The 21,599-nt window shown below is 61.9% G+C and carries 26 protein-coding genes and 3 tRNA genes; 12 read left to right on the forward strand and 17 right to left on the reverse strand.

Going from position 1 to position 21,599, the window contains the following annotated elements; all coding sequences use genetic code 11:
* Nucleotides 1-58: 58 nt before the first annotated feature.
* The 6 genes from NKH21_RS25820 to NKH21_RS25845 all read right to left on the reverse strand — a co-directional run bounded on the left by NKH21_RS25820 (nt 59) and on the right by NKH21_RS25845 (nt 5,863).
* On the reverse strand, nt 59-832 hold the full coding sequence (locus NKH21_RS25820) for an NAD kinase (RefSeq protein WP_023679915.1): 774 nt from the start codon (nt 830-832) through the stop codon (nt 59-61).
* Between the two features lie 461 nt (nt 833-1,293).
* Nucleotides 1,294-2,052: an MBL fold metallo-hydrolase gene (locus NKH21_RS25825; protein ID WP_352668213.1), complete on the reverse strand. Its 759-nt coding sequence runs from the start codon at nt 2,050-2,052 to the stop codon at nt 1,294-1,296.
* A 2-nt stretch (nt 2,053-2,054) separates the two neighbouring features.
* Nucleotides 2,055-3,119 (reverse strand): ABC transporter ATP-binding protein, encoded by a 1,065-nt coding sequence (locus tag NKH21_RS25830; protein ID WP_352668211.1) that lies wholly within the window; start codon nt 3,117-3,119, stop codon nt 2,055-2,057.
* The gene (locus NKH21_RS25835) at nt 3,116-3,898 is read right to left on the reverse strand and encodes an ABC transporter permease (RefSeq protein ID WP_352668208.1); all 783 of its coding nucleotides are present in this window, start codon (nt 3,896-3,898) and stop codon (nt 3,116-3,118) included. The genes NKH21_RS25830 and NKH21_RS25835 overlap by 4 nt, the downstream gene beginning before the upstream one ends.
* 2 nt (nt 3,899-3,900) lie before the next feature.
* On the reverse strand, nt 3,901-4,743 hold the full coding sequence (locus NKH21_RS25840; RefSeq protein ID WP_502903447.1) for an ABC transporter permease: 843 nt from the start codon (nt 4,741-4,743) through the stop codon (nt 3,901-3,903).
* Nucleotides 4,744-4,756: 13 nt separating this feature from the next.
* Nucleotides 4,757-5,863 (reverse strand): polyamine ABC transporter substrate-binding protein, encoded by a 1,107-nt coding sequence (locus NKH21_RS25845; RefSeq protein ID WP_352668206.1) that lies wholly within the window; start codon nt 5,861-5,863, stop codon nt 4,757-4,759.
* Nucleotides 5,864-5,954: 91 nt separating this feature from the next.
* Here NKH21_RS25845 and NKH21_RS25850 point away from each other — a divergent pair, with 91 nt between their 5' ends.
* A complete protein-coding gene (locus tag NKH21_RS25850) occupies nt 5,955-6,569 on the forward strand; it encodes a TetR/AcrR family transcriptional regulator (protein WP_352668205.1) in 615 nt (204 codons plus the stop codon).
* A gap of 50 nt (nt 6,570-6,619) precedes the next feature.
* Here the strand turns inward: NKH21_RS25850 and NKH21_RS25855 are convergent, their stop codons facing one another.
* Nucleotides 6,620-6,820, reverse strand: coding sequence for a DUF2905 domain-containing protein (locus NKH21_RS25855; protein WP_023679908.1), 201 nt, complete (start codon nt 6,818-6,820; stop codon nt 6,620-6,622).
* 140 nt (nt 6,821-6,960) lie between these two features.
* On the opposite strand from NKH21_RS25855, the gene NKH21_RS25860 reads away from it, so the two are divergent.
* The gene (locus NKH21_RS25860; RefSeq protein ID WP_352668203.1) at nt 6,961-7,527 is read left to right on the forward strand and encodes a DUF2569 family protein; all 567 of its coding nucleotides are present in this window, start codon (nt 6,961-6,963) and stop codon (nt 7,525-7,527) included.
* Between the two features lie 64 nt (nt 7,528-7,591).
* Here the strand turns inward: NKH21_RS25860 and NKH21_RS25865 are convergent, their stop codons facing one another.
* The 3 genes from NKH21_RS25865 to NKH21_RS25875 all read right to left on the reverse strand — a co-directional run bounded on the left by NKH21_RS25865 (nt 7,592) and on the right by NKH21_RS25875 (nt 9,293).
* Nucleotides 7,592-8,230 (reverse strand): cupin domain-containing protein, encoded by a 639-nt coding sequence (locus tag NKH21_RS25865; protein ID WP_352668200.1) that lies wholly within the window; start codon nt 8,228-8,230, stop codon nt 7,592-7,594.
* Between the two features lie 593 nt (nt 8,231-8,823).
* Complete coding sequence (locus tag NKH21_RS25870) at nt 8,824-9,063, reverse strand: hypothetical protein (protein WP_352668199.1); 240 nt, start codon at nt 9,061-9,063, stop codon at nt 8,824-8,826.
* 154 nt (nt 9,064-9,217) lie between these two features.
* A tRNA-Thr gene (locus tag NKH21_RS25875) sits at nt 9,218-9,293 on the reverse strand.
* A 158-nt stretch (nt 9,294-9,451) separates the two neighbouring features.
* Between NKH21_RS25875 and NKH21_RS25880 the strand changes: the two genes are divergently transcribed.
* From NKH21_RS25880 to NKH21_RS25890, 3 genes are all read left to right on the forward strand, one after another.
* Entirely contained in the window at nt 9,452-9,619 is a 168-nt protein-coding gene (locus NKH21_RS25880) for a hypothetical protein (RefSeq protein WP_352668197.1), read from the forward strand.
* 187 nt (nt 9,620-9,806) lie between these two features.
* Nucleotides 9,807-10,106, forward strand: coding sequence for a BA14K family protein (locus NKH21_RS25885; protein WP_352668195.1), 300 nt, complete (start codon nt 9,807-9,809; stop codon nt 10,104-10,106).
* 517 nt (nt 10,107-10,623) lie between these two features.
* Nucleotides 10,624-10,980 (forward strand): hypothetical protein, encoded by a 357-nt coding sequence (locus NKH21_RS25890; protein WP_352668192.1) that lies wholly within the window; start codon nt 10,624-10,626, stop codon nt 10,978-10,980.
* Between the two features lie 39 nt (nt 10,981-11,019).
* Here the strand turns inward: NKH21_RS25890 and bhcR are convergent, their stop codons facing one another.
* Nucleotides 11,020-11,877, reverse strand: a complete 858-nt coding sequence (bhcR, locus tag NKH21_RS25895; protein ID WP_352457468.1) for an HTH-type transcriptional regulator BhcR — start codon at nt 11,875-11,877, stop codon at nt 11,020-11,022.
* Nucleotides 11,878-12,081: 204 nt separating this feature from the next.
* On the opposite strand from bhcR, the gene gcl reads away from it, so the two are divergent.
* The 3 genes from gcl to NKH21_RS25910 all read left to right on the forward strand — a co-directional run bounded on the left by gcl (nt 12,082) and on the right by NKH21_RS25910 (nt 15,798).
* Nucleotides 12,082-13,863, forward strand: a complete 1,782-nt coding sequence (gene gcl, locus NKH21_RS25900; protein WP_352668189.1) for a glyoxylate carboligase — start codon at nt 12,082-12,084, stop codon at nt 13,861-13,863.
* Between the two features lie 23 nt (nt 13,864-13,886).
* Nucleotides 13,887-14,684 (forward strand): hydroxypyruvate isomerase, encoded by a 798-nt coding sequence (gene hyi, locus NKH21_RS25905; protein ID WP_352668187.1) that lies wholly within the window; start codon nt 13,887-13,889, stop codon nt 14,682-14,684.
* Between the two features lie 229 nt (nt 14,685-14,913).
* Nucleotides 14,914-15,798 (forward strand): 2-hydroxy-3-oxopropionate reductase, encoded by an 885-nt coding sequence (locus NKH21_RS25910; RefSeq protein WP_352668184.1) that lies wholly within the window; start codon nt 14,914-14,916, stop codon nt 15,796-15,798.
* A 12-nt stretch (nt 15,799-15,810) separates the two neighbouring features.
* Here NKH21_RS25910 and NKH21_RS25915 read toward each other — a convergent pair whose 3' ends face one another.
* Together NKH21_RS25915 and NKH21_RS25920 are read right to left on the reverse strand one after the other, a co-directional pair.
* Complete coding sequence (locus NKH21_RS25915; RefSeq protein ID WP_352668182.1) at nt 15,811-16,122, reverse strand: hypothetical protein; 312 nt, start codon at nt 16,120-16,122, stop codon at nt 15,811-15,813.
* A 10-nt stretch (nt 16,123-16,132) separates the two neighbouring features.
* The gene (locus tag NKH21_RS25920; RefSeq protein ID WP_352868336.1) at nt 16,133-16,990 is read right to left on the reverse strand and encodes a TrmH family RNA methyltransferase; all 858 of its coding nucleotides are present in this window, start codon (nt 16,988-16,990) and stop codon (nt 16,133-16,135) included.
* Between the two features lie 202 nt (nt 16,991-17,192).
* Here NKH21_RS25920 and NKH21_RS25925 point away from each other — a divergent pair.
* Together NKH21_RS25925 and NKH21_RS25930 are read left to right on the forward strand one after the other, a co-directional pair.
* Nucleotides 17,193-17,277, forward strand: a tRNA-Tyr gene (locus tag NKH21_RS25925).
* Between the two features lie 67 nt (nt 17,278-17,344).
* A tRNA-Gly gene (locus tag NKH21_RS25930) sits at nt 17,345-17,418 on the forward strand.
* Nucleotides 17,419-17,571: 153 nt separating this feature from the next.
* Here NKH21_RS25930 and NKH21_RS25935 read toward each other — a convergent pair.
* On the reverse strand, nt 17,572-18,039 hold the full coding sequence (locus tag NKH21_RS25935; protein ID WP_352492496.1) for a YidB family protein: 468 nt from the start codon (nt 18,037-18,039) through the stop codon (nt 17,572-17,574).
* A 159-nt stretch (nt 18,040-18,198) separates the two neighbouring features.
* On the opposite strand from NKH21_RS25935, the gene NKH21_RS25940 reads away from it, so the two are divergent.
* The gene (locus tag NKH21_RS25940; protein ID WP_023717513.1) at nt 18,199-18,456 is read left to right on the forward strand and encodes a GlsB/YeaQ/YmgE family stress response membrane protein; all 258 of its coding nucleotides are present in this window, start codon (nt 18,199-18,201) and stop codon (nt 18,454-18,456) included.
* A gap of 45 nt (nt 18,457-18,501) precedes the next feature.
* On the opposite strand, the gene NKH21_RS25945 is transcribed toward NKH21_RS25940, so the two are convergent.
* From NKH21_RS25945 to NKH21_RS25955, 3 genes are all read right to left on the reverse strand, one after another.
* Nucleotides 18,502-19,158: a peptidoglycan recognition protein family protein gene (locus NKH21_RS25945; protein WP_352668178.1), complete on the reverse strand. Its 657-nt coding sequence runs from the start codon at nt 19,156-19,158 to the stop codon at nt 18,502-18,504.
* A gap of 104 nt (nt 19,159-19,262) precedes the next feature.
* On the reverse strand, nt 19,263-19,661 hold the full coding sequence (locus NKH21_RS25950) for a GFA family protein (protein WP_352868353.1): 399 nt from the start codon (nt 19,659-19,661) through the stop codon (nt 19,263-19,265).
* Between the two features lie 90 nt (nt 19,662-19,751).
* A complete protein-coding gene (locus NKH21_RS25955; protein ID WP_352868340.1) occupies nt 19,752-20,360 on the reverse strand; it encodes a DMT family transporter in 609 nt (202 codons plus the stop codon).
* Between the two features lie 551 nt (nt 20,361-20,911).
* Between NKH21_RS25955 and NKH21_RS25960 the strand changes: the two genes are divergently transcribed.
* Nucleotides 20,912-21,599 (forward strand): GTP-binding protein (locus tag NKH21_RS25960; protein ID WP_352868343.1); only part of this gene is annotated, 688 nt, incomplete at its 3' end.

Consider the following 21,599-nt stretch of genomic DNA (forward strand, 5'->3'; position numbering starts at 1 on the left):
TTGTGAAGTCGTAGCGTTAATCGCGATGCTTAATTTGCGCAGTGGCTGCTGCGCCGGCTCAATACCTGAACTGTTCGGCGAGAATGCGCTCGTTCCACGAATGGTTGGGATCGAACAGCAGCGTCGCCGTTGCCGTCGGCGATTCCCTCACCGTGACCGTGGTCACCGCCTTGACCTCGGTGTGGTCGGCGGCGGCGTTTACCGGCCGCTTTTCCGGCTCCAGAATGTCGAAACGCACGATCGCCTTGTTGGACAGCAGCGCGCCGCGCCAGCGGCGCGGACGAAACGGGCTGACCGGGGTCAGCGCCAGCAGCGGAGCGTCGAGCGGCAGGATCGGCCCGTGCGCCGACAGATTATACGCGGTCGAGCCGGCCGGCGTCGCAATCATCACGCCGTCGCAGTGCAATTCCTCCAGCCGCTCTTGCCCATCCACGGTGATGCGGATCTTGGCGGTCTGGTAGGACTGGCGCCAAAGCGCGACCTCGTTGATCGCCAGCGCCGAAATCGTCTCGCCCTCCGCCGTCACCGCCTGCATCTCCAGCGGACGGATCGTTTCGGCAACGGCCGCCGCAATGCGCCCGGTCAAGCCGCTGGCGCGGTATTCGTTCATCAGGAAACCGATGGTGCCACGGTTCATGCCGTAGACCTTCTTTCCCGTGCTCATCGTCTCGCGCAAGGTCTGCAGCAAAAAGCCGTCGCCGCCGAGCGCCACGACGATCCCGGCTTCTTCGACGGATGCCTGGCCGTAACGTGCCGAAAGGCTTTCCAGCGCCGCATTGGCGTCGGCTGTACCGGATGAGACGAAGGCGAAACGGCTGGCGGTTTTGCTCATGGCTCTCAACGACAACCGATTGGCGATGACCGTTTGGCGACCGATTGGCGGCGACCGGTTGCTGGGCCGCGCCAGCGCCGGGTTAGCATGGGTGGGCATTTCTGCAAAGGGAGGGAGGTGCCTTGAGTTGGCCGCCAAACAAGCCGCACTCGCGCATCATGTCGGAGGACAAAATGATGTGATGGTTAAGACCCGCCTTAAACTCTCGTAAAGCCGGATCGATCATGTTAGCCGGCAGCGGACGGGCGGCGTGGGGGCTAACCAGTCGAGGCCGATCTATTGCCGCTGGCACGCTTGATTATCGTATTCCTGATGCTGGCAAGTTTTGCCCTGGCTTTCGCGGAACTGGTGCGCCAGTCGGAGGAAAAGAGTTTTAGACCCGAGCCCACGGCATCACGCTGCGGCGACGCGGCGGGGACACCCTGTCCGCAAAGGGCGCTTTGACGCTGTAACGCTGGTCCTTATCGGGCGAGCAGATGGCAGCCGGCTTGGCGCTTTTGCGCGAGATACTCGTCGACAAGCTGGCGATAGCGGACTTTGCCGAAGCTCGGGAAATGGCCGCCGTGCACGACCGAGACCTCGAGATCGCGCATGCGCAGCAGCGATGCGACATAGTCGTCGATATCGGAGTGATAGACGTCGTCGATCAGCGGGCCGTCATAGATGATGTCGCCGGAAAACAGGATGCCCGTCCTGTTTTCGTAGAGCGCAATGCCGCCGGGTGAATGGCCGGGCGTGTGGATGACCTCGAAGGCACGGTCGCCGAGATCGAGGATATCGCCTTGCTCGAGCAAGCGGCCGGCTGGTGCGGGCAGGATCCGATAGCGTGCCGTATCCCAGCCTTGCGGCATGCCGTCGAACATTGCGTCGGTGGCATAGCGGTCGGCGACCGTCCACTCATTGCGCGGATCGGCGAGGATCTCGGCCTCGGCCGGGTGCACGCAGCGGTCGGGAAATTCGTGATGGCAGCCGATATGGTCGAAATGCGTGTGGCTGGCCACGCAGGTGAGCTTGCGCTCCGTGACCAGCGGCACGTGGCGCCGCAGGCTGAAATGGCCGAGGCCGGTGTCGAACAGCAGATCGCGGTCGCGGCCGCGCACGTGCCAGATGTTGCAGCGGAAGAATGGCTTGATCCACGGCTCGTGGATCAGCGTCACGCCATCGCCCATACGGATGGTTTCGTACCAGTTAGGAGCGTCGATGGTTGGAAGCGCGCTCATGTTCAGTCCGCAAGCAGGATGATGTCGCCAGCATCGCACGATACCGCGACCACGTCGCCCGGCTGGACGGCCGATACGGCGGGAACCTTGGCGATGAAGTGCAGCGCCGGGTCGGCCGCGGAGGTCCCCAGCACACGCTTGAAGCTGCCCTGAAAGACGACGTCGCTGACCTTGGCCATGCCAAGCGCCACGGCGCCCCCGGCCGTGCCGAGGACAAGGTGCTCAGGCCGGATGGCCAGCGCAACGGTCGAGCCGACCGGCAATGTGCCGGCCAGCGAGAGCGGCCCAAGCTTCGTGGTGACGGTGATCTTGCCGCTCTTCGCCTCGGTCACCGTTCCCGATATCAGCGTGCTTTCGCCCATGAAAGTCGCGGAAAAGCGCGTCGCCGGCCGTGCATAGACGCGCTCGGGCGGTCCTTCGTCCTCGATGCGCCCGTCATTCATCACCACGCAATGGTCGGCCAGCGCCATCGCCTCTTCCTGGTCGTGGGTGACGTGGATGAAAGCGGTGCCGACTCTTTTCTGGATCGCCTTCAATTCGTCCTGCATCTGCCGGCGCAATTTCAGGTCGAGCGCGCCGAGCGGCTCGTCGAGCAACAGCACCGCCGGCTCGACCACCAGGGCGCGCGCCAGTGCCACGCGCTGCCGCTGACCGCCTGAAAGCTGGTGCGGCTTCTTGTCGAAGGCGGTGGCGAGGCCAACCAGCGCCAGCGCCTCGCGCGCTCTCGCTGCGCGGGTTGCGCCATCGACGCCCTGCATGCGCAGGCCGAAGCCGACATTGCTGCCGACGCTCATATGCGGGAACAGCGCATAGTCCTGGAACACGGTCGTCGTCGGCCGCTTCGCCGGCGGCACGGCGGTGCAGTCCTCGCCGCGGATCAGCACCTTGCCTTCGCTCGGCGTGACGAAGCCGCCGAGGATGGACAGCAGCGTCGTCTTGCCGGAGCCGGACGGCCCGAGCAGGATCGTGTAGCTGCCAGGCTCGATCGTCAGCGAGACGTTCTTCAGCACGGTGTGCTGGCCGAAGCGATGCGAGACAGAGCTTATATCGACCAGTGGCGCACTCATGCCGGCTTCCTCCGCAACAGCATCAGCTCGAACAATACCACCAGTACGATGGAAACGGCGAAGACCAGCGAGCCGACGGCGTTGGTCTTGGGATTGAGACCGGAGCGCAGCAGGTTCCAGATCTCGACCGGCAGCGTCGTGTCGAAGCGCGTCAACAGGAACGAGATGACGAATTCGTCCCAGGAGAAGGTCATCGACAGGAAGAAGCCGGCGAAGATGGCCGGCGCCATGACAGGCACCGTGATCAAAAGCAGCACCTTCCATTCGGGCGCGCCGAGGTCGCGCGCCGCGCGCTCGATATTGATCTGATGGTCGCCCATCTGGCTGTAGACGATGGCAAAGCAGAGCGGCAGATTGATCACCACATGACCGATGCCGGCGGCAGTGAGCGACTTCGGCACGCCGGCCCAATTGAACAGCACCAGCAGCCCCATGCCGATGATGAGATAGCTGACGGTCAAGGGCAGCGTGATCAGCCCGCGCATCAGGCCCGAGCCCGGCAAGGCGAAGCGCGCAAAACCCCAGGCGGAGAGGAAGCCGAGCGTAACGGCGGCAGCCGACGAGACGACCGCCACCAGCAGCGAATTGACCAGCGCCGAAGTCAGCCGCGTGTCGGCGAGCACGGCCTCGTACCAGAGCAGCGACGGCCCGGTGAAGGGCGGGATCGGAAACGACGTTGCCTGCAGCGAAAACAGCACCAGCACCACCACCGGCAGGAAGATGAAGCCATAGATGGCGAGGGCATAGAGACTCGAGACAGTGCGGATGAGCGCGCGCATGGTCAGGCCCGTTCGATCTTCAGCCAGCGGGCGCAGGCGAGATAGGCGATGGTGACCACCGCCATCAGGATGATCGACAGCGCCGAGGCGAGCGGAAAGTCGCCGCGCCGGCCGATCTGCATCATGACGAGTTGCGGCATCAACAGCTCGTTGTTGCCGCCGAGGATCTGCGGCGTGATGTAGTCGCCGATGCACAGCACAAAGGTGAGGAAGGCGCCGACCATGATGCCGGGCAGCGTCAGCGGCAGAACGACATGCAGGAATGTGCGCACCGGCCCGGCGCCGAGGTCGGCGGCGGCCTTGCGGTAGCTTGGGCTGAGCTGCTTCAGATTGGCGAAGATCGTCAGCGTCAGCAGCATGACGAAGAAATGCACGAAGCCGGTGACGGTCGCTAGCCGCGTATTGGCGAGCTGCAGCGGTTCGCCGAACAGGCCAGAGCCGGTCAGCGCGCGGTTGACGACGCCGTTCTGCGCCAGCACCAGCAGCCACGAATAGGAGCGCACGACATAGGAGGTCCAGAACGGCAGCACCGCCAGCATCAGCGCCAGCCGCTGCCAGCGCTCCGGCACCTGTTCGGCCAGAATCCAGGCAAAGGGATAGGCGAGCAGCACCGAAATCAGAGTAACGATGGCGGTGACCTGCAGCGAGTTCACCATCGCCTGCCAGTAAGATGGATTGGCAAAGAACTGGCTGTAGTTGGACAGCGTGAAGCCGCCGCCTTCATGCGCCGTCAGGCTGGATACGGCCATGGCGACGAAGGGCAGCACGAAGAACAGCAACGTCCAGCCGAGCGCCGGCGTGACCAGCGCCCAGGGCAGGGCACGCCCGCTGTTGACGGCGTTCACGGCCGGCAGCCAGTCATTGCGCCTGCAGCATTTCGGTCCAGACGTCCTGCATCTTCTTGTCGAGATCGGCGTTCGGCGCCGGATAGGACTGGGCGCGGGCGAGGAACTCCGGCTGCTCGTCAAAGCGCAGGATCTTCTTCTGCTCGTCGCTCAACGCCGCCTTGGCGTTGGCCGGCATGCCCCAATAGCAGGACGAGGTCGCGAGCCGCGCCTGGCCTTCGGGGCTCATAATGTACTGGATGAATTTAAGCGCCAACTCCTTGTTCTTGGAATCCTTGAACATTGCCAGCGACTGCGACCACAGCACGGCGCCTTCTTTCGGGATAGAGAAGTCCAGCGCCGGGTTTTCCTTGGCCAGCCCCGCCGTCACCCATTCGCCGCCGCCGACCAGTATATCGACCTCGCCGGTCGCCAGCGCCGTCTGGCTGGCGGTCACTTCGCCGACCAGCTTGGCGTTGGCCTTCATTTTGAGCAGCTCTTCCTTGATGGCGGGAAGGTCGGCTTCGGTCAGTTCCGCCGTCTTCTTGCCGATCGCCAGTGCGGCCATGCCGATGACCGGCAGGTAATAATCGTAGATGGCGATCTTGCCCTTGTATTTGTCGCCGGTCAGCGCAGCCATCGACTGCATGTCGGCCGGGTCGACCTTGGTCTTGTTGTAGCCGATCGTGTTGTAGCCGAACTTTTCGGTGATGCCGTAACGCTTGCCGTCGACCACGGTAGAGCTATCCATCTTCACCTGCGGGAAGAGGTCGGACAGCGGCAGCTTGTCTTCCGGCAGCGGTTCGAACAGGCCTTTTTCGACACCGCGCGGCACGTCGATGCTGTCGATCACCATCACATCCCAGTCGCCGGGCTGCGACTGTTCGACGATGGCCAGGCCAGCGCCGGTGCCTTCGAATTCCTTGACATTGACCTTGACGCCGTTCGCCTCCTCGAACGGCTGCAACAGTGCCGGATCGGCGTGATCGCACCAGATCAGCGCGTTGAGGTCCTGCGCCTGAGCGAGGCTGCCCGCCGCCAGCAGCAGGGCTGCCGCGGCACACGCGCCCTGGAGATGGCTCTTCAGAACGGAAAGCGGATTCCTGACGGTTGGGTTGGGGGTCTTTGGATTGACGGACATCGAGTGTTCTCCCTTGCCTTTTTGGCGTGTAGCAAAAAATTGAACCAATTCTAAAATTGAGTCAATTCTGTTTTTGTGGCAAACAGCCGCTATGAGCGGATTGCGGGCAAGGCAGAAGGCGGATCGGCACCGCCGCATCATCGAGGCGGCGGCGGCGCTTTTCCGCGATGCCGGTTATGAAGGCGCCAAGATCGAAACCATCGCCGCGCAGGCCGAAGTCTCGGTCGGCACCATCTATAACTACTACCAGAACAAAGGCGACATCCTCGGCGCGATCGTTTCGATGGAGGTCAACGAGGTGCTCAATGCCGGGCGCGGAGTGGTGGCCAACCCGCCGGCAAATGTCGGCGACGCGCTGGACACGCTGCTCGGCATCTATATCGAGCACTCGCTGCATTATCTCAGCAAGGAGATGTGGCGGCAGGCGATGGCGATCTCGACGCAATTGCCGGACAGCCCGTTCGGCCAGGCCTACACCGCGCTCGACAGCGCACTGACCGAGCAGATCCGTGCGCTGATCACCAGGCTACAGGCGCTCGGCCTGGTGCGCCGCGACATCGACGGGCCGGCGCTCGGCGAACTCATCTTCAACAACATGAACATGATGTTCATCGAATTCGTGAAGCGCGAGGAGGCGAGGATTGCAGAGTTGCGCACGGCGATACGGAGGCAGAACCGGATATTGGTGGCAGCGATCGGAGTGTAAGAAGATCAAGAGCGAGTAGGGCCTGCAACACAAATCGCCCGGAGCATCGCCTAACGGTTGATCAGCCATAGAATGGCCGAGAGCACGATGCTGACCAGTATCCCCGTGGTGATGGGGACATAAAGCCTGAAGTTCTCACGCTCGATCACGATATCGCCGGGCAGCCTGCCAAGGCCGGTCCGGGCCAACCAAGGCCACAGCAGGCCTATGGCGACTATGCTGAGGCCAACGACGATCAGAGTTCGCGACATGGCAGCATCCTGCCGGAAATAGCATCGTGCCAGAAATATGGTGTTGACGGGTCTTGCAAGCAGCGCTTCCTTTCGATGTTGCCTCTTGAGTTGAGGTTGAAATCTGATACAACCTAAAAGAGCATCAAGGGAGGGATTGGATGCAGATTTCCATCTGGCATTGGGCTATACTGCTGCTGCTGATCGGCGTGCCTGTTTTCTTTGCCGTTCGGTCAGCCGCAAAGCCATTACAGGATCCTTCGGCTCTCGTAGGTTTCGGAGGCTGGCTCATGCTGCTGGCGATTGGACAGTGCTTGGCACCTTTCCGCACGCTGGCTGAGCTGTTCTCTTCGAGCGAGGGCTATCGACAGCTAATGACGCTCCCCAATGGCACCTTGGCGGTCTACGGCGAGGTTGCCCTGTTGCTGGCGTTTCTGGTGCTTCAGGTGATTGTGTTCGTGGCAATGCTTCGGCGGAGTTCCCGCTTCAAGCAGCTATTCCTGTGTCAGTGGTTTGCAATACCAATCGTGTTTATTCTGGACGCGGCGTGGACCTCAGCGGTTATGAGTGCTCCTGTGAGCTTGGTGCTTGCAGGGGATGCGCTGGTAATGCCCGTAGTTTCTTTTGTCCTGACCGGGATTTGGGTCGCCTACGTCTACAAGTCGGTCAGGGTGAGAAACACGTTCGACATGGCCGCGATATCCGGTCAGGTCGCGAGTGCTTCATAGAGCTTGCCGCGAGTCCTATGTATGGCTGCCGACAAAAATGCCGGGCGCCCAGTGTGGACCCGGATCACCCGGCTACTAGGCCTGCTCGAGCGAGGATTTCAGGAGCCGGCGTGACATGCCCGTGCGGCTTGCAGTAGACGGGGTCGATCGCGCGATAGCCGAGCAGATGGCCGAGTGGCGCCAGGATTCCCAGCGCCACTCGCTGAATCGCAGGTGGCGGGTGCGTGAAGACGATCACGTCGGCAAATTCCCTGGCAATGACCGCCGCCTGAAGCGGTGAAGGTCTGCCTTTTCTGTCCACCTTGCCGGCATTGGCCAGGCCGAAGAGCATGCCGATCAGCAACTCGAAACGGTTCGGGTCGACATTGTCCGCACCTGGCGCCCGGTCGACTTCGACCAGCACATGCGCTTCTTCGGTTTTGCTGCTGTTCCACCAATCATGTGCGACGCCTGCTTCGACCGTGGCGGATTGGCCAGGCCCCAGGGACAAGGTCTTCCCTGCGATGCAAGCGTCGAGTTGGCCACGCAGGACGGTAAACCGTTCTGTCAGGGTCGGGTGGAAGTGCTCGCCCACCACGGCGGCTCCCGGCCGGGCGGTCAGATGAGCGATGCCAGGTCCCTGGCCGCGGTCTTCGGTGCCACGCAGGATGACTGCATATTCGCCAGTCACCTTGTTCTCGTAGACATCTCCACAGCGTGACATGGAACGGCTCCGGAGTTTCCGAGCACCACTGCCCGGCAACTCTATCGTCAAAGGCTTGGTCGTTCAACGACGCTCGAACGGGCGATTGCGGAAACACCAGTTGCCGGCTCTTCGTCAACGCGGGCGACCGACGCTCTACCGAACATGCTTGGGCGGCCGCGCCCGCGGAAACGGCACGACCGTCAGTGGCGCCTTGCGGAATTCCGCGATGGCTATTTCTTCAATCAGCGCGTCGAGGGCCTCGTTGACGCGTCGGCTCGTTTCATCCGCGCCGCAGAGGCGGTTTTGTGCGCACTCCAAAAGCTCGCGCGCCGCGGCGAAATCACTTCGCATGACAACACCCGTTGGTTTTGGCCCGCCGCACGGACATTGTCGGCGCGCTTAATTGAGCGAGTGCTAATATACACAGAAGCAATTGAATCGAATGCTGTTAAATGGCCCGGGGAGGGCCGAAATGCTGGCACTGTAAGGGCGAGACACGAATAGGTTCGGCGTCTCCTGGTATGAGATGCCAAAGCGCAATCCGGTGTCAGATTAAGCCGGCAATTTCAGGCAAAGTTTGTGGTTCCCCGACGGGGACGGAACGCGCGAGCCTAATTGGTTCTTGGGCGGCTTAAGAATTCTCTGGCGGCGGCAATCTGGCGTCGATGCTCGCGAAGGAATGCCGCGCCGAAACAAATCGCAAAGGCCAGTACGGAAAGGCTTGTCGTTGCTCTTGATGCTGGATCGGGATCGGGACTTATCAGGAAACGGAAACCAAGCGCGAAGGCGAAGACGACAAGGCCACCAAACATTCCGTTGATGAAGGGGGCGGTCGTGCGTTTCTGCTCCAACGAAGACTCCTAGGTTTTCCGCTAGGGAACTATGGTTTCCGCCAGGGAATATATGTGTTGAAGCTGATGTGCTACCGATCCTGACGGCCCCGGCCTGTGGATATCGGGGATGAGCAGATATCAAGCGCCCCAGAGGTCTCAAGAAGCCCGGTACTGGTGCCCCCGGACGGGATCGAACCGCCGACCTTCGGTTTACAAAACCGCTGCTCTACCAGCTGAGCTACAAGGGCACGGCGCTCCGGTTAGCATATTTGCTGCGCCAGTAAAGACAAAACTCCGTTTTTCGGTTCCCGGCGAACGCGCCGGTTCTGCCGCTAGGGCGTCCTGAAAACGGCCAATTCGCTCCCTATATTGATCGAAGGTGCAATCGCATCAGCGAGGCTGTCGCATGATCAGGTTTGTCATCATTCTCCCGCTCGTCATCGTGGCCTGGGTTCTCCTGGTGAAGCTTATCAAGGATCTGAAGCGCGCCAATATCGACTGGACCGGCGTCACCACCATCATCGGCTTTATCGCGCTCGCCTTCTGGCTTCGCCATATCACCGGGATGGGCTGAGGCCTGCCGATTGTTCCGGTGAACTGTCGAACGGCGCGACCGTTCATGGTCGCGCGGCTGACAGCACCGGACCGGGCGATTTCCCCCGTCGAGAAAAAATCAAAAAAGATCTTCGAACCTTTTTCCTTGTCGGGACGACTGATGGTCAAGAGGCGGTTGGATCGCCTCCCACAACAAGGAGATCGTCATGTTCAATCGCCCCATCGTTTCCGGCCTCGTCGCCACCACTGTCGCCGCCGCCATGCTGGTCGGCACCGTTCAGCCGTCGGCCGCCCATCACAAGCACAAGCACCTCGGCATCGGCATTGCCGCAGGTGTCGGCGGCTTCCTGCTCGGCAGCGCGCTGGCCCAGCCGCGCACTGTCTATATCGAGGAAGACGGCGACTCCTGGCACGTCCGGCGCTGCCTCAATCGCTACCAGAGCTACGACCCGTACTCGGACACCTATGTCGGCCACGACGGCTATCGCCATCGCTGCCGGCTTTGAGAGCCACTATGCCAGCTTTGAGAGCCACTATGCCAGCTTTGAGAGGAGGTGACCGTTTCAGGCAACCGGAAGAAGGGGCACCCCACTGCCGCTTTTTCTGTGTGTCTGGGCTCCTATTCGAATGGTCGACCGCCACCGTCGGCATAGCGCATCATTTTCGAATTGGGCGCCGTCGATGAAACTGCCAATCTCCCCCCTTGCGGGGGAGATGCCCGGCAGGGCAGAGGGGGGTGCTGTCCCGCACTACCTGTCAATAGATGACAATCAAGCCCTACGCCAATTCCAGTTGGAGTGGCTAAACATCGAAGCCGGCGATCCTTCCCACCCCCCTCTGTCCTGCCGGACATCTCCCCCGCAAGGGGGGAGATTGGATTGCCGCACGGCTTTCGCCAACCGCCAACACCGAAGACTGCCTTATCCCGCCGTTCGGCTCTTGCCGATGTACAGGGGTTTCGCAGCACCCTAATCTACAGGCCGAACGGCAATCTACTGCCAAGCCGAAATAGGGAGAGGGCGCTTGGGCGAGCACGATCCGAACGAACAGCCGATCGAGACGGTTTTCCGCAACGGCACAATCACCACCGTCGGCATCCTGCTGGCGTTCTCGTTGGGCTTCATCACGCATTGGGCCGCCAACCCGATACCATGGGAAATCTATCACCTGGCCGCAGTCGTGCCGATTTTGATCGGCATTGCCCTGCAGATACGAGCGCTGCGGTTGCTGCTCGACTTAACGTCTCTACAACGGCGCGTTTATGAGCGCGCCAATCGTATCTTCATTGCCGGCCTCATCTTCACCGCCTGCGGAGTTGGGCTGGCGATGCTGCTTGATTTCTACGACCTGTCGACCAAGAGCGCGGTGCCCGGGGCCTAGCTCTGGCCATCCTGGCAGATGTCGCACCATCGGCGCTGGTCAGCGCTGCCATGCGCTCGGTTCGCTGCCAAGGCCGGGAGGGGTCGGCAGGCCGCCGATCATCCTCGTCACCTCCGCTGCTGCATCGCGCACCAGCGGGCCGATCTCGGCCAGCCGTTCCGGCGTGACCCGCACCGTCGGCCCGGAGACCGAAACGCCGCCGATCGGCTCGCCGAATTCGTTGAAGATGGCGGCGGCGACGCAGCGCATGCCCGGATGCCGCTCCTCGTCGTCGACCGACCAGCCGCGCAATTTGATCGTCACCAGGTCGCGGGCGAGCGCCGAGATGTCGGACAGCGTGTTTTCAGTGAAGCGCTCCAACCCGGCCCGGCGCAGGATGGTGGCGACGCGCTCCGGCTCGAGATGCGCCAGCACTGCCTTGCCGATGCCCGAGGCATGGAAGGAGCTGCGCGTGCCCGGCCGGAAGAAGGCGCGGATCGCCTGGTGCGTCTCGACCTGGCTGACGAAGACGACGCAATCGTCCTCGGCGACGCCGAGATTGGCCGTCTCGCCGGTCTTCTCCATCAATTCCTGCATGACGATTCGGGCGCGGTCGACCAGCTTGCGGCGGCGCAGGAACGCCGCGCCCATGCGGTAGGTCTCGACGCCGATCGACCACAGCTGGTCGGTGCCGTCGAACTCGACCATGCCATGGTTCTCCAGCGTCGTCAGCATGCGGTAGGCGGTGGATGCCGGCAGACCGGAACTGGCGGCGATCTCGCTCAGCGACAGGCCGCTGCCATCGGCGACGATTGCCAGGATGCGCAGCGCCCGGTCCAGCGACTGCACCGAGGCGGCCTCGGACGGCCCGTTGAAGGCGCGCGGGCGGCCGCGCTGACGTTTTTCGGTGGTTTCCATCGGGCCATTCTTCGCCCTGTTCGCCCCAACAGGCAATGAAAAAGTTTTTCACCGATTTGCGGAGCGAATTCGTGGAAAACAAAAAAATCAATCAATTCAAATTATAGTAGCTGTTTTCTAGAAATGAAAAAATATTCTGAAAAAATTGAAACATCATTGGCGCGCTGGCATTATCAGCCATCAACACATCTCGTGGAGGCTGGCATGGCCAGGATGCGCGCAGTCGACGCAGCGGTTCTCGTTCTCGAAAAGGAAGGCATCTCCTGTGCCTTCGGCGTGCCAGGTGCTGCGATCAACCCGCTCTATTCGGCACTGAAGGCGAGGGGCAGTATCCGCCACATCCTTGCGCGTCACGTCGAGGCGGCCTCGCATATGGCCGAAGGGTTTACCCGCGCCAGATCGGGCAATATCGGTCTGTGCATCGGCACTTCGGGTCCCGCCGGCACCGACATGATCACCGGCCTCTATTCGGCCGCCGCCGATTCAATTCCCATCCTCTGCATTACCGGGCAGGCGCCGCGCGCGCGTCTCAACAAGGAGGATTTTCAGGCCGTCGACATTGCGGCGATCGCCGCACCCGTCGCCAAATGGGCGGTCACCGTCATGGAACCCTATCTGGTGCCGATGACGCTGCAGAAGGCGTTTCACCTGATGCGCTCATCGCGGCCGGGGCCGGTGCTGATCGATCTGCCGGTCGATGTGCAAATGGCCGAGATCGAGTTCGACATCGATGCCTACGAGCCGCTGGTGCCGTTCAAGCCGGCATTGTCGCGCGCCCAGGCCGAGAAGGCGTTGACGATGCTGAACGCGGCGGAAAAGCCTGTCATCGTCGCCGGCGGCGGTATCATCAACGCCGATGCGTCCGATCTGCTGATCGAGTTCGCCGAGGTCACCGGCGTGCCTGTCATTCCGACGCTGATGGGCTGGGGCGCGATCCCCGACGACCACCGCCTGATGGCAGGCATGTGCGGGCTGCAGACCTCGCACCGCTATGGCAATGCGACGATGCTCAAAGCCGATTTCGTTTTCGGCATCGGCAACCGCTGGGCCAACCGCCACACCGGTTCGGTCGACGTCTACACCAAGGGCAAGAAGTTCATCCACGTCGATATCGAGCCGACGCAGATCGGCCGGGTCTTCGCACCGGACCTTGGCGTCGTCTCGGATGCCGGTGCAGCACTTAAAATGCTGCTCGACGTCGCGACCGAATGGAGGACGGCCGGAAAATTGCGCGACTGGTCGGGCTGGGCCGGCGAATGCCGGCAGCGCAAGAAGACAATGAAGCGCAAGACCCATTTCGACCAGGTGCCGCTGAAGCCGCAGCGCGTCTACGAGGAGATGAACAAGGCGTTCGGCCGCGACACCACCTATGTCACCACGATCGGCCTGTCGCAGATCGCCGGGGCGCAGTTCCTGCATGTCTATAAGCCGCGCAACTGGATCAATTGTGGCCAGGCCGGGCCGCTCGGCTGGACGTTGCCGGCAGCCCTCGGCGTTCGCGCCGCCGATCCGGACCGCCCCATTGTCGCGCTGTCCGGCGACTATGATTTCCAGTTCATGATCGAGGAGCTGGCGGCCGGCGCTCAGCACAAATTGCCCTATATCCATGTCGTGGTGAACAACGCCTATCTTGGGCTTATCCGCCAGGCGCAGCGCGGCTTTTCGATGGATTTCGAAGTCAGCCTGGCCTTCGAGAACGTCAACCGGAAAGACGAGCCTGAGGCGGGCTACGGCGTCGACCACGTCGCCGTTGCCGAGGCGATGGGCTGCAAGGCGGTCAGGGTGCGCCGGCCGGAGGAATTCGCCGGTGCCTTCGAGGAGGCGCAGCGGCTGATGAACGAGCACCAAGTTCCGGTCGTGCTTGAATTCATCCTCGAGCGCGTCACCAATGTTTCGATGGGTACCGAAATCGACAAGATCACGGAATTCGAGGAGCTTGCCGAACACCACGAAGATGCCCCCACGGCAATCGTCATGCTCGATTAAGCCGTTTATGAGGAACTACTGCCATGCCACGGTTTTCAGCCAATCTTTCGATGCTCTTTCCCGAGCATGACTTTCTCGACCGGTTCGATGCCGCTGCCCGCGCCGGCTTCAAGGGCGTCGAGTATATCGGCCCTTATGACCATGCCCCGGATGTCGTCGCGGCCAGGTTGAAGAAGAACGGGCTGACGCAGGTCCTGTTCAACCTGCCTGCCGGCGACTGGGCCAAGGGCGAGCGCGGCATTGCGATCCTGCCGGACCGCGTGCCGGAGTTCCGGCAAGGCATTGCCAAGGTCGTCACCTATGCGCACGCGCTGGGTTGCGAACAGGTCAATTGCCTCGCCGGCATCGCGCCGCAGGGCGTCGATCGCTCCGTGCTGGAAGACGTCTTCGCCGAAAATCTGGCTTTCGCGGCCGAAAAGCTGGAGCAGGCCGGCATCCGGCTGCTGATCGAGCCGATCAACACCCGCGACATTCCGGGCTTCTTCCTGAATTACTCGGATCAGGCCCTGGGGCTGATCGACCGCGTCGGCTCGAAGAACCTGTTCCTGCAATACGACATCTATCACATGCAGATCATGGAGGGGGATCTCGCCCGTACCATTGAGGCAAACCTCAACCGCATCGCGCATATCCAGCTTGCGGACAATCCCGGCCGTCATGAGCCGGGGACGGGCGAGATCAATTTTCCCTTCCTGTACAGCCACATCGACCGCATCGGCTATTCCGGCTGGGTCGGGGCGGAATACAAGCCGAAGGGCGGAACAGAAGCCGGGCTCGGGTGGTTTCGGGAGCTGGCTGGGCAGGGGAGTGCGGCGGCGTAGACGCTACGTATCGCACGTCGCGTTCCTGCGCGCCCCCCTCTGGCCTGCCGGCCATCTCCCCCACGAGTGGGGAGATCGGCAGTTCCCGCGCCGGCCCTTAAACTTTCCTGACCTCGAAAATTGGCGAAAGCGGCGGTGACATCCAATCTCCCTCCTTGTGGGGGAGATGGCCGGCAGGCCAGAGGGGCGCGCGCAGGAACGCCGCCTTAACAAGAAACGGAGAACCAAAATGGAAACCATCGGCTTCATCGGCCTCGGCATCATGGGCGCGCCGATGGCGGGGCATCTGCTAGACGCGGGCTACACCGTCTTCGCCAGCGACCACCGCTCGAAACCGCCGGCCGATCTCGTCGAAAGGGGTCTGAAGACCATCACCGGCCACAGCGCCGTCGCGAAAACGGCCGACATCGTCATCACCATGGTTCCCGACACGCCGCAGGTGGCCGATGTGCTGTTCGGCGAGAACGGCGTCGCGTCCGGGCTGACAAGAGGCAAGCTGGTCATCGACATGAGCTCGATCTCGCCGATCGAGACCAAGGAATTCGCAAAAAAGATCAACGATCTCGGCTGCGACTATCTCGACGCGCCGGTGTCGGGTGGTGAGGTCGGCGCCAAGGCAGCGTCGCTCACCATCATGGTCGGCGGTGAGGAAAAGGCCTTCGAACGCGCCAGGCCCATCTTCGAGAAGCTGGGCAAGAACATCACTTTGGTCGGACCGAACGGCGTCGGCCAGACCACCAAGGTCGCCAATCAGATCGTCGTCGCGCTAACCATCGAGGCCGTTGCCGAAGCGCTTGTCTTTGCTTCAAAAGCCGGCGCCGATCCGGCCAAGGTCAGGCAAGCGCTGATGGGTGGGCTGGCCGCCTCGCGCATTCTCGAAGTGCACGGCGAGCGCATGATCAAGCGCAGCTTCGCGCCCGGCTTTCGCATCGAGCTGCACCAGAAGGATCTCAATCTCGCGCTGGAAGGGGCAAAGGCGCTTGGTGTTGCGCTGCCCAACACCTCGTCCACGCAGCAATTGTTCAATTCCTGCGCAGCCAATGGCGGCGCCAAGGAGGATCATTCGGCACTGGTGCGGGCACTGGAGCGGATGGCTGGCCACGAGGTTGGGTGAGAGTGAGGTGAATTAGTCTGCAATAGCTTCGATGGGCCGACTTCGTTCGACCGCATAGCGTATGAGATCGGCAAAATGTTTCAGAAAATCTTTGGATTCCTCCGACATTCCTTCAGTTCGCCCAAGTGCCTCAACTTGCTTGGTCAAGGAAGTTAAGGATTCGATCGGAAGAGTCGCGTCCTCATAGAAATCTTCGAATTTCAGTATGAGTTCAAACGCGTTTTGGTTTGCAATTGACACGATTTCATGATGCGCAGAGGGACCTACCGATACGCATCGATCGATATGTCCATCTGGATTGAGAACGGCAAAATCCAATGACATGCATTGCGTCCTATTTGCCGCGCGCGAACCACCTTTGGGCCGCATAAAGCGCCACCGCCGCGGCATTCGACACATTGAGCGAGCGGATGGCGCCGGGCATGTCGAGGCGGGCGAGCGTCGTCACCGTTTCGCGCGTTTTCTGGCGCAGGCCTTTGCCCTCGGCGCCAAGCACCAACGCGATCTTTTCTCCGGCAAAGCTCGTTTCGAGCTCCGCCAGCCCGTCCGAGTCCAGCCCTATCGTCTGGAATCCGGCCTCGTGCAACTGGCCCAGCGCGTCGGCGAGGTTCTTCACCTCGATCTGATCGATGTGTTCGAGCGCGCCGGAGGCCGACTTCGCCAGTACGCCGGATTCCTGCGGGCTGTGGCGCGCCGTGGTGATCAGTGCGCCGGCGCCGAAGGCCACCGCCGAGCGCAGGATCGCGCCGACATTGTGCGGATCGGTGATCTGGTCGAGCACCAGCACCAGCCTGGCGTCGCCAAGCGCATCGAGCCGCTTCGGTTTCAGCGGCTCGGCCTCGATGAGCACGCCCTGGTGCACGGCATCCGAGCCGGTGACCTTGTCGATGTCCCTGGGTTCGACCAGTTCTGCCTTGAAGGGCAAAGCGCCGAGATCGGCGATTGCCAGTCGCTCGGCAGCGTTGCGCGTCACCAGCATCTTCCTGATCTTGCGGCGCGGATTGTCGAGTGCTGCCCGCGCCGTGTGCAGCCCGTAGAGCCGCACCAGCCCATCCGCCGGGTTCTCGCCGGGCGGCACTGGCTGGCGCGGCCTGAACGTCGGCGCGCCGCCGCTCTTCTCGTCGCGATGCGCGCGGCGCAGCTTGGCGTAGTGGGTGTCTTTCGGGGTCTTTGATTTGTTATCGTTGCTCATGGCCGGCTTCTATAGCCGTGTCGTCCGGCCATGGATACAGCTGCATAAGCTGCATGTCAGGCGAGGTGCGAAATTCAGCGCTTTTTGCCGGGCTGTTGCGGTTGACAGTTTTGGGCGCTGCCGCCATAAGGCGCTTCGCGGAAGGGCTGCTTTGGCAGCCGCGACGCGTCGATGCCTCGTTGCATGGCTCCGGCGGCAGACTGGAGAGGTGCCCGAGTGGTTAAAGGGGACGGACTGTAAATCCGTTGGCTATGCCTACGTTGGTTCAAATCCAACCCTCTCCACCACTGCCGGCCCGGAAGCCCTGAAACGCAGAGCGAGCGTCGGAGCGGATCCGATGCTGACTGAAAGGGCGCGGGTATAGCTCAGTGGTAGAGCAGCAGCCTTCCAAGCTGAATATGCGGGTTCGATTCCCGCTACCCGCTCCAGATTTCCCCCAGCCGCGGGCACCTCGCGCACGATCCCGAAACAGGCAGCGCCAAGCGAAGCGCTTTGCCGTTAATTCAAGGTTGCGCGTCCAAACGGGCGCGCATCTTAATCTGTGTTATCGTTGTCCCGAACCGCAGGCAGCGCGGAAGGCGTCAGCTAGCGAATTTGCTGAATATGGACGCGAGCTGGTTCTGCTGCGGCACTTGCCCGTTCGGCGTCAGCTGATCGACAAGCCCGGGCAAGGCCGCGGACAATTGCTGGAGCAATTCCTGCTGGTTCAGACCCGTCCTTTGCGCGATCTCCTGAATGATCTGCGGGCCGAGAGCACTGCCCAGATCGTTGGGGTTGATCGGCTGGTTCTGACCGGTGCCGACCCACGAATTGGCGACGTTGCCGTGGCCGGCGTCCTTCAGTTTGTCGAGCAGGCCGCCCAGACCGCCGAGCAGTCCGCCGTCGGCGGATGCGGTTGTATCAGGCGGGACGGCGGCAGGGCTCTGCGCCGCCTCCGGCTGGGCGGAACTTCCACCACTCAGCATTTTTCCCACCAAAAGTGCGCCGAGCGCGATCATCAGCGGCTTGGCAACGTTGCCGCCGGGAACGGCATTGTCAAACAGTCCCATTGTGGATCTCCATGTCAAATTGCCCGTCCGTCGCCGACAATGACGCATTCATGGCGAATTTCAAGCCGGTTTGAGCTTTCCGTAATCATGATTTTCAAGTTGGCTTGAGCTTTGCTTAATAATGTGGAAGTAATCGGGTGCGGGGAACGGAGAGGAAAAATGTCAATATTAAGCTGGATTATTCTCGGCGTCATCGCCGGCTTCATTGGCAGCAAGATCGTCAATAAAAGCGGGCAAGGCCTTGTGCTCGACATCGTCCTCGGGATTGTCGGGGCTATCGTCGGCGGGCTCATCTTCAGCGCCTTTGGCGCGTCGGGCGTTACTGGGCTCAACATCTATAGCCTGATCGTAGCCGTGGTCGGTGCGGTGGTTGTCCTGTGGGCCTATCACCAGTTCAGCGGCAAGAGGGCACTCTAGAAGCCGTCCGGCAGTTGCGTCGGCATTCACCCGAATGCCGACCGCTTATCTGATCCTTTTGAGGATTTCGCGGATCAGCGTGTTGAAGCCGGCTTCCAGTCCTCTCACCATGATCGGCCATAATTCCTCGAGCAGTCGCTGCCATGCGGCATCGCGCCCAATCCTCACCGGCAGATTTGGCATCGCGCCCATTGCCGTCACGTCGCGGCGCAGCCGCTCGCCACAGGCGCTTGCGCCGCTGATCGTCGGATCGAAGGGCAGCCGGGTGAAATCCCATTTTCCGCGTAGTTCGATGCCGAGATTGCTCTCGACTTCGGCATGCGACAACACCGTTTGGGGCGTGACCTTGATGCGGTAGTACTTGCAGAGTTCGGCGACAACCCCGGTCATCGCGTCCCACTGCGCCCTGGTCATCGGATAGCGGCCGGCATCGAACGGCCTTTCCGCCGCCCCGGCCATGCAGCAGAGCGAAACCCCGATCGAGCCGCCGTTGCAGTTGAGCGTGTGCGCGGCATATCCCGGTTTTACCCGGCCCGAATTGAGCGCGATCGAAGGCCGGCCCCTGACCAGGCGGCCATTCCCCTCGACCAGTATGTGATACGCATCCCTGTCGGTATCGCCGGCCGAATGCGAGCCGGCCGTCCAGTGGCAAATGACGCGCCTCATCGCAACATTGGGCAACCAGTCGGGCGGCAATGCCACAGAAATCTCCGCGACATGAGTTCAGTGACTGAGCACAGCATAGTTTCCTTGGCGGCGGACGCGAAAACGAAACGATAATTTGGTTGAGCGTTTCTAACGGTCAGCTACTCGCCGGCATCTCCGGCGACCGCGTGTTCTCTGTATTGCGGCAGATCGTCGGTGATCGTGAACCACTTCGCCTTGGAGCCGACGAAGATGTGCTGTGTCGGCCGGATAGTCGGCTCGTCGACGAGGGTTCCCATGGCGACATGCACGAAGGCACCGTCGCGGACCACCGAACAGAGCAACGAGCCGCAGGTCTTGCAGTGCGCGTTATGGCCGGTTTCGTCGCCGAAGATCATGAGATTGTCCTCGCCGCTCGCCAGGCTCAGCCTGTCGCGCTCGATGCCGGCCAATGGCTTGAAGGCCGAGCCGGTGGTGCGCCGGCAGTTCGAGCAGTGGCAGTTCGCGGCATAGACGAACGCGTCCGCCACCGCATACTGAACGGCGCCGCACAGGCACATTCCGGCGAGCGTGCGGTTGCTTGCATTCTGGTTGCTTTCGTTGTCCGGGCTTGCCACGCGCTCCTCCTATTGTGCAGGCCGATTTCAGTTTCAAGCGACGACGGTCAACCGGCGCTTGCGCTCGTCGAGCGAGACGATGGTCAACCCGCTGGCCACTACCAGCAGGATGCCGCAGATGGCCAGCGCATTCGGGAGCTGCCGGAAAACCACCAGGCCCGAAATCACCGCCCAGACGGTAAAGCAATAGTAGAACGGCGCTACCACGCTGGTCGGCCCGACGCGATAGGCCATGAAGATGAAGAAGTGGCCGAAGATCAGGAACAGTCCGGCGCCGCCCATCAGCAGCAGGTGACGGGTCTCAGGCACCACCCACTGCTCGGAAACCAGATGCGCAACGCCGGCGCCCGCGAGCACCACAATCACCGCGGAAATAGCCACGACCATTCCCGGCACGTCGGCGGCGACCTCGCGTCCGGCCAGATCGCGCGCCGCGGACAGGGCTGCATTGCCTAGCGCCAGCAGGGCGTAGACCGAAATCCCCTGCATTGTCGGTTGTGCCACCATCACCGCGCCGACAAAGCCGAGCCCGATCAGCGCCAGGCGTAGCCCGCCGATCCGTTCGCCAAACAGCATCGAGGAGCCGACCAGCATCAGCAAGGGCGTGATCTGCCCGAGCGCGGTCGAATCGGCGATCTGCATGTTGGCGAGCGCCACCACGTAGCAAAAGGATCGCACCCAGTTCGAGCATGTTCCTGCGCAAAACCTTGGCGTCGAGGATCAGCGGAATCTGCTTGCCATAGCCCAGCATGAACAGCAGCGGAATGCCCCACAATGTTGCCGCAGCGCCGCGCAGGAACAGCACCTCATAGGGCGGCAGTCCCGCGGTTGCGAGCTTCATCATCGTGTCGTTGACGATGTAGGACCCGGTCGAAACGACCATGAACAGCGGGCCTCGTATGGCAGTCGGGATGAAATGCATCGGCCCACGAAATCAGACCCGCGCCAGGGCGGCAATGGGCCAGATCCGGCTGTAAATCCGTCAAAGCCGTCAGCCGCCGCCGTAACCATTCCATTTGCCCTTGTTCGTTCCTATATCCGCGCCACATTCTCCGAAACCGGAACAAGCGTTCGGGCGGGCGGGCGCGCTCGGCGACAAGGCACTTGTGTTTTTCGGCCTTAGTCGCTAATCGCCCCGCATTCGACTGAACTGAAGGTCCAGGCCGTCCCCAGGCCGTCCAAGGAAAGAGACTATGGCAAAAGGTAAATTCGAGCGCACTAAGCCTCATGTGAACATTGGCACGATTGGTCACGTCGACCATGGCAAGACGTCGCTGACGGCGGCGATCACCAAGTATTTTGGCGAATACAAGCGCTACGACCAGATCGATGCGGCGCCGGAAGAGAAGGCGCGCGGCATCACCATTTCGACGGCGCATGTCGAATACGAGACCGCCAACCGCCACTATGCCCATGTCGACTGCCCCGGCCACGCCGACTACGTCAAGAACATGATCACCGGTGCCGCGCAGATGGACGGCGCGATCCTGGTGGTGTCGGCCGCCGACGGCCCGATGCCGCAGACCCGCGAGCACATCCTTTTGGCCCGCCAGGTCGGCGTGCCCTCGATCGTGGTGTTCTTGAACAAGGTCGACCAGGTCGACGACGCCGAGCTGCTCGAACTGGTCGAGCTCGAGGTGCGTGAGCTTTTGACCAAGAACGAGTTCCCCGGCGACGACATTCCGATCGTCAAGGGCTCGGCGCTTGCTGCGCTTGAAGATAGCGACAAGAAGATCGGCGAGGACGCCATCCGCGAACTGATGGCTGCGGTCGATGCCTACATTCCGACGCCGGTTCGTCCGCTCGACAAGCCGTTCCTGATGCCGATCGAGGACGTGTTCTCGATCTCGGGCCGCGGCACGGTGGTGACCGGCCGCGTCG

This window comes from Mesorhizobium sp. M1329 (assembly GCF_040318035.1).
Lineage (GTDB): Bacteria > Pseudomonadota > Alphaproteobacteria > Rhizobiales > Rhizobiaceae > Mesorhizobium.